This is a genomic window from Flavobacterium sp. ACN2, from assembly GCF_002303885.1.
In the GTDB taxonomy this organism is placed as follows: domain Bacteria; phylum Bacteroidota; class Bacteroidia; order Flavobacteriales; family Flavobacteriaceae; genus Flavobacterium.
Genome location: NZ_MRCM01000019.1, coordinates 127,257 through 134,919, shown reverse-complemented (window position 1 = coordinate 134,919; position 7,663 = coordinate 127,257). Strand labels below are relative to the sequence as shown.

At 31.7% G+C, this 7,663-nt stretch carries 5 protein-coding genes and 1 rRNA gene; 4 read left to right on the top strand and 2 right to left on the bottom strand.

Annotation, left to right across the window (positions count from 1 at the left end):
- Positions 1-26 precede the first annotated feature (26 nt).
- Positions 27-136 (top strand): 5S ribosomal RNA (gene rrf / locus BSF41_RS20290).
- Positions 137-460: 324 nt separating this feature from the next.
- On the opposite strand, the gene BSF41_RS20285 is transcribed toward rrf, so the two are convergent.
- Positions 461-1,102: a response regulator transcription factor gene (locus BSF41_RS20285; protein ID WP_095931324.1), complete on the bottom strand. Its 642-nt coding sequence runs from the start codon at positions 1,100-1,102 to the stop codon at positions 461-463.
- Positions 1,103-1,150: 48 nt separating this feature from the next.
- A complete protein-coding gene (locus BSF41_RS20280; protein ID WP_253251863.1) occupies positions 1,151-2,899 on the bottom strand; it encodes a sensor histidine kinase in 1,749 nt (582 codons plus the stop codon).
- Positions 2,900-3,603: 704 nt separating this feature from the next.
- On the opposite strand from BSF41_RS20280, the gene BSF41_RS20275 reads away from it, so the two are divergent.
- The 3 genes from BSF41_RS20275 (at position 3,604) to BSF41_RS20265 (ending at position 7,658) form a co-directional block, all read left to right on the top strand.
- Positions 3,604-4,050, top strand: a complete 447-nt coding sequence (locus BSF41_RS20275) for a PepSY-like domain-containing protein (protein WP_095931323.1) — start codon at positions 3,604-3,606, stop codon at positions 4,048-4,050.
- Positions 4,051-4,191: 141 nt separating this feature from the next.
- A complete protein-coding gene (locus BSF41_RS20270; protein ID WP_095931322.1) occupies positions 4,192-5,223 on the top strand; it encodes a LacI family DNA-binding transcriptional regulator in 1,032 nt (343 codons plus the stop codon).
- A 281-nt stretch (positions 5,224-5,504) separates the two neighbouring features.
- A complete protein-coding gene (locus BSF41_RS20265) occupies positions 5,505-7,658 on the top strand; it encodes an alpha-glucuronidase family glycosyl hydrolase (protein WP_095931321.1) in 2,154 nt (717 codons plus the stop codon).
- The last annotated feature ends 5 nt before the right edge of the window (positions 7,659-7,663 follow it).

Sequence of the window (7,663 nt, the reverse complement as noted above, 5' to 3'; positions counted from 1 at the left end):
TAAAAGCTGCTTGCAGCGAATAGCCTTAAGGTGGTTATTGCGGCGGGGCTCACCTCTTCCCATCCCGAACAGAGAAGTTAAGCCCGCCTGCGCAGATGGTACTGCAGTTTTGTGGGAGAGTATGTCGTCGCCTTTCTTTTGAAAACCCTATCCAAATCGGATGGGGTTTTCTGTTTTTTATATGTTTTGGTTTTTGGAATGTTTGAACATGAAAAAAAAGAATGTAAAATCATTATTTATAATGATGTAAAAAATGAAGTTGAGTAGTAGATTTGTGTTAAAGTTGCAATGTAAACGAGGTATATCAAATTATTTTTGGAGAATTAAATTGATATGAGCATGCAATTTTAATTTGATTTAAATCAGATTTTTATTACTTGCTCGAATAGCTAGTATAGCATTGGGGAGCTTTACTATATTATTCGGGCTTAAGTAATATAATTTGCGAATTGTAATACAATTAATCTACTAAACCATTCTCTACAGCATATTTTACCAAACCAGCTGTGTTTTTCGCATTTAATTTTGATAATAAATTACGGCGATGCGTATTTACAGTATTTAAACTAATAAAAGTTTTTTCTGCAATTTCGGCTGTATTGTATTCTTGAGCTATTAAGACTAAAATTTCTTTTTCTCTAGAACTTAATTCTGTTATATGAGAAGACTGTTTTTCAATTCTTGAACTATTGGTAAAATGTTTTTCCTCTAATTCTTCTGCAAAGTAATTTTCGCCTGAAGCAATTGTGTTAATAGCTTTAAGTAGTTCTTCTTTTTCAGCATTTTTCAATAAATAACCATTTACACCAATTCTAATTAATCTAGAGATAATCATTGCATTGCTGTGTGTGCTTAAAATTAGAATTTTAATCTGTGGATGCTGTTTTTTAAGAATTTTACTCAATTCGATTCCGTCCATTTCAGGCATACTTATATCGAGAATAATTAAATCAATTGCACTTTTTTTAATGATCTCCAAAGCCTCAATCCCATTTACGGCTTTATCAACAATATTGATATTTGTTTCCTGTTCTAATAAGGATATAATTCCTTGCAAGAACATGGTGTGATCATCAGCAATAAGTAGCTTAATTTTAGTCATATAATAATATATTAGTTGCTTTTTAATTCGTGAAATTGGTTCTTCAAATCAATATTTTTTTATTAAAGCTTTTGGTTTTGATCGGAAAATTGGGATTTCTATGTTAATGATAGTACCTCGTTTTAATTTTGAATCGATTATAAATGAACTATTTAGTTTATTAATTCGATTTTCAAGATTAATTAGGCCAATTCCTTTTGGAGTATTTTTGGTTTCAAAACCTATTCCATTATCTTCAAATAAAAGATTGAAGATATCTTCGACACAATTCAGTTGAACTTCAATTTCAGTAGCTTGGGCATGTTTAATTGTATTAGTTAAGAGCTCCTGTATGATTTTAAAAATTTCAACTTGAATATTTTCATCCAATTTATTAATTTCTTCCTTCCGATATGAAATAAAAGAAATCTTGATTTTGCTTGCCTCACCAATATTATTCAAATATGATTCTAAAACTTCTAGAAATTTATTTTGACTAAATTTCTTAGGCAGTAAAGTGTGCGATAAATTTCGAACCTGCTGATAAGTGTCGTCCAATTGTTGGCTTATTTGTTGGATATTCGAAAAATTAGAAGAATTTAAATTGTTTATTTGCAGTTTAATTGCCGCTAAATTACCTCCAATACTATCATGAAGTTCTTGAGAGATACGTTGTCTTTCTTTATCCTGCCCCCTGATTGATGCTTTGATTAGATCCAATTCTTGTTCTTTTAAAATGCTGTTTATTTTCTGAGAACTAATTTCTGATTGCTTAATATTTAGTAAATGTTGCACTTTGAATCGTTTGTGAAACTGAAATAGCAGTGCAATAATGGGAATCAATAAAATAAGAAAAGCACTAATTATAAGTAGTTTTAAATTCTTTTGTTGATTGATTTCTAAATTTTTTAATTGTTGATTTTTTTTTAGGAGCGCTATTTCGTTTCTTTTTTTGTTGGATGAATTTTGGTAAGCAAGAAGCGTATTTTCATTATTTTTCTTAAAGATTTCTTCTTTAAGAATTATATTTTTGATTGCATCTTCTTGACTAGCCAAGGCTAGTTTTTTAACTTCATTTTCAAATCTCAAAGATTCAATTTCTTTTTGTTTTTGGGTAGTTTGGTATTTAATTTCAAGTTCATTAATTTCTTTTATTCTTTCCAGTTTTGATATAGAATCTTTTAGATGAATTGATTTTTCATAAAACAAATAAGCATTTTTAAAATCTTCTTGTTTGATGGAAATTTTTCTCAATTCATCATAGATCTCTATTTGAGTTTGAAGCAGTCCAAAATGTATAGATTTTTGGAGTGCCTCGGTAAAAAACAATTTTGCATCATTGTATTTTTTCTGAGAGAGGTAACAGTTTCCAATGGTACTTCTTGAAATAATAGACAATTGGTTTAGTTCGTTTTCGTCAGAAATAACAAGTGCTTCTTGAAACATTTTTAATGCTTCTTGATATTTGTTTTCGTGTTGATAATTTTCACCTAAACCAAGTAAAACGATGGCTTTTCCTTGAAAATTATTGGTTTTATCACAGAGCGTTTTTCCTTTTTTGTAATAAATATTGGCATTATCATAATCTTTCAGTCTGGAATAAATGTCAGCAATATTGATGTAGCTTCCCAGAATTATTTCGGTATCTTCTTTATATTCCAAGCATTCTTTAAATAATTTTAAAGCATTTTGATAATCTCTTAGTTCTGTATAAGTTTGTGCCAGACCGTGTATGTGAGTGTAAAAAAGATTTTTTTCATCGTATTTTTGAGAAGCTTCTATTCCTTTAAGATGCCATTTTTTACTTTCATTAAACAAACCTCGCTTATTGTAATTAATCGCTAGCAAATTATAACCCAAAGCGAAAAGACGGTTTTTTAAAGAATCATTGGTTGTGGTATTATATTTAAAAGCCTGATTGGTGTAATAAATGGAAGAATCAATTATGGCTCTCTTGTTAAAATAATACGAAAGAAGAAGATTTGTGCTTGCAAGAGATCGGTTGTCTGCTTTTGATTTTAATAGCAAATGTGCGTTTTGATATGCCTTTTTCTCGTTTCCTTTATTATACAAGTCATAAAGAGCCAATATTTTATGGTCTGGTTTAAGTGAGGAGTTTTTTTTGGTGGCAAAGACCTGCTTTTTATTTTCAATCTGTGCATGGAGACTGAAAGATAAAAAGACAAGGAGGAATAAAAAAAGCCTTTCTAACCAGATTGCCATACGTTTGGGTTTGAACTCTAATTGGTATGAATAAATTTTAAAGTGTTGTATTCTTAAGGTTAATTATATCGGACTTTGTGGGATCCGAAAGGTAAAAATACTACAAAAGGATCGAACAGCTATTTCTTAAAATAAATTTTTTAGGCAAAGTTGTGATATATTTTTTCTAAAAATTACAATTAAAAGTAATTGTAAGTGAGGTTGTTATGATTATTCGAAAAACTAAAAGTTTCTTAAAATCATTTGAATGCGTTTTTTGAAGTTGTAAATTAGTAATACTATACTTAAATAAATGAATTATGAAAATGAAGCTATTTTTGGCTATAGCATTGTTAATTGCAACAATCTCGGCCAGTGCACAGAAGAAAATTGAAGTAACCGAATTACCAAAACCAGCGCAGGAATTTTTAAAGAAACATTTTAGTCATACTTTGGTAGAAAAAGCACAGAAAGATCCTGAACATGGAGAAAAGGGTTATGAAGTAAAACTCAAAGATGGAACAGAAGTAGAGTTTTGGAAAGACGGTTCGTACCGTGAAGTTGACGGTGGTGACAACCCAATTCCTACTGATTTTATTCCAGATAATATTAAAGCTTATGTAGCTAAGAATCATCCGAATGAAAAAATAACGCACATCGATTATGGGCACAAAGATCTTGATGTCGATTTAACAAACAAAATCGATCTAGAATTTACCAAAGATGGTAAAATTTTAAAAGACAAAAAGAACGATGTTAAAAAATAACAGATCAGAACACGGATGAATTTTCCTGATTAGTCTTGAATTTTAATGGAGCTAGTCAGGAAAATTTTATTTTGTGTGAAATCTTACAATAGAACATCTTGAACGAAAATAGTTTATATTTACATCTTTATTTTTTATTTCATGGAAGAAAATAAACATGTAACGATCTATGATATAGCCGAGAGACTTAATCTGGCTACATCTACTATTTCACGAGCTTTAAAAGATCATCATACCATAAGTGACAAGACGATAAAGAAAGTGAAAAAAACCGCTGAAGAAATGGGATTTGTTCCCAATACTTTAGCAGCAGGTTTGCGTGGAAATAAAACCAGAACCATTGGTGTTTTGATTCCCACTGTTACACAGCCCTTTCTATCTTCTCTAATCAGCGGAATCGAAATTACAGCTCAAAAATCAGATTATACTGTAATCATTATGCAGTCGCATGACTCGTATGAAGAAGAAGTAAATATGGCTAAATCTTTGTACTCCAATCGTGTGAGCGGTGTAATTTGTTCGCTGGCAATGGAAACCAGAGATACAGCCCATTTTCATCAATTCTCGAACAATAATATTCCGTTAGTTTTTGTCGATAGGGTTCCGAAAGATTATAATACTTTTAGAGTTGTAATTGACAATTATACAGCAGGTTACAAAGCTACAAAACACCTTATTGAGCAAGGATGTATTCGTATTGCGCATTTAACGGCAGGTTCAGAATTAGGAAACTTATATAACGAAAGAAAAAGAGGTTACATAGAGGCCTTAAAAGACCATAATATAGAAGTAGAAGAAGAATTGATTATCAATCTAAATTCTGTTACTTATGAAGATGGAGTAAAAGCCAGTAACTCTTTATTCGATTTAAACCCAATTCCAGACGGTTTATTTGCACCTGGAGATATTTTGGCAGTAAGTGCTGTTCAAACTGCTAAAAAACGCGGAATTAAAGTTCCAGAAGAATTCAAAGTAATTGGTTTTAACAATGACCCAATTTCGCAGATTATAGATCCGAATTTATCTACTATTACGCATCCTGCCGAAAAAATGGGAAAAGCAGCAGCTGATATTATAATAAAAAATTTGAAATCATCTAAAAATGATGATGATGCCAAAGAAATTACATTCTTAAATACGGAAGTACTGGCAAGAGAATCTTCGCAGAAATAGATTTAAAAATAAAGGATTTAAAATAGTAAATCCACCCAGTTAAAGCAGGATAGTTTTTATAATTATCCTGCTTTTATTTGTTATAGAAATATATTTTTTGAAAAAAAAGCAACTTAAAATTTTTTTCTTAAATAACAATCCTATATTTTTACGCAACCGATTGCATTTGTTGTTTTATTTAAGATAATGTATTTTTTAAATTAAAATTTTGTCAAATACTTTTAATTGGATATAAAATATTGATGTTGTAAAAATGAGATTATAAAGAATAAATTAAAACCATGGCTTTACTACGATTTCTTTTCCTGTTTCTTCTGATTTCCTTTCAAGCTTCAGCACAAAAGGATTATAAATTGTGGTTGCAGTACAATCCAGTTGCTAATTCTGCAATAGCCTCAGAATACAAAAACAATCTTAAAGGGATTATTATTTTAGGAAACTCCGAAACTATTAAAATTGCTGAGAAAGAAATCAAAACAGGATTTTCAGATATGTTGGGAAATATTCCCGAAATCAAATCAGATGTAAAAGGAGAAAATAATCTTATCGTTGGTTCAGCATCGAATTTGAATATTGAACTAAAAAATGAATTGAAATCTGATTTTGATAAAATAAATGAAGAAGGTTTTATCATCAAATCCATTTCTTTAAAAAACAAAAAGCAAATCATTATTACAGGAAAAAATGAAGTTGCGGTTTTATACGGAGTTTTTAATTTCTTAAGAATTTTGCAAACGAATACATCGGTTAAAAATTTAAATATTGTTGATTCTCCTAAAACCAATATCAGAATCCTAAACCATTGGGATAATTTAGACCGAACAGTTGAAAGAGGTTACGCTGGATTTTCGCTTTGGAACTGGCAGAAACTTCCAGATTTTATCGATCAGCGCTATATTGATTACGCTAGAGCGAATGCCTCAATCGGAATTAACGGAACAGTTTTGACCAATGTAAATGCAAACGCTTTAATCTTAACTCCGCAGTATTTAGAAAAAGTAGAAGCTTTGGCCAATGTTTTTAGACCTTACGGAATAAAAGTCTATTTAACCGCAAGATTTTCGGCACCAATCGAAATTGGAAACTTAAAAACTGCCGATCCAAAAGATCCTGAAGTTATTAATTGGTGGAAAAATAAGTCGGCTGAAATCTATAAACGAATTCCAGATTTTGGAGGATTTTTGGTAAAAGCCAATTCAGAAGGTCAGCCTGGGCCGCAAAATTACGGACGTGATCATGTTGATGGTGCAAATATGCTGGCAGATGCTGTTGCTCCTTTTGGCGGAGTAATTATGTGGAGAGCTTTTGTATATTCAGAACATGATGCAAATGATCGTGCGAAACAGGCTTACGCCGAATTTCAGCCTTATGATGGAAAATTCAAAGAGAATGTAATTGTTCAGGTTAAAAACGGAGCAATCGATTTTCAGCCGAGAGAACCTTTTCATCCGTTATTTGGAGCAATGCCGAAAACTCCTTTAATGATGGAGTTTCAAATCACGCAGGAATATTTAGGCTTCAGCACGCATTTGGTTTTCTTGCCAAAATTATTTCAAGAAGTTTTAGACTCAGATACCTATCAAAAAGGAAAAGGTTCAACTGTTGCTAAAGTTGTTGACGGCACTTTATACCCAAATAAATTAACCGGAATTGCTGGCGTTGCCAATATTGGGAACGACTTAAACTGGACAGGACATCCTTTTGCACAGGCCAATTGGTATGGTTTCGGCAGACTGGCTTGGAATCCGTATTTAGATTCTGAAACCATTGCTGATGAATGGTTAAGAAGTACTTTTTCTAACAATGAAAATTTCGTTAAACCAGTAAAAAATTTGATGATCGAATCGCGTGAAGCCGTTGTCAATTATATGACACCGCTTGGTTTGCATCATATTATGGATACAGGACATCATTATGGTCCAGGACCTTGGGTTTCGAATTTGTCAAGACCAGAATGGAATCCGACTTACTATCATAAAGCAGACAAAAACGGAATTGGTTTCGATCGATCAAAATCAGGAACAAATGCCGTTTCGCAATACGCACCAGAAGTAGCCAATCTTTTTGATAATTTAGAAACTTGTCCCGAAAAGGATTTATTGTGGTTTCATCATGTTTCGTGGGATTATAAATTGAAAAATGGACAAACACTTTGGAATGGTTTGGCATTAAAATATCAGGAAGGTGTAAATCAGGTGGCAGCAATGCAGAATGTCTGGAAGAAAACTGAAAAGTATATTGACAGCGAACGTTTTAATGAGGTTGAAATGTTGTTGGAAATTCAATATAAAGAAGCAAAATGGTGGCGTGATGCGTGTTTGCTGTACTTTCAGCAGTTTTCGGGAAAAGAACTTCCTGACGGAGTTGAAAGACCAACACAGACTTTGGAGTATTTCAAATCATTAAAATTTCCTTTTGCACCGGGGAATGGTTAAATAAA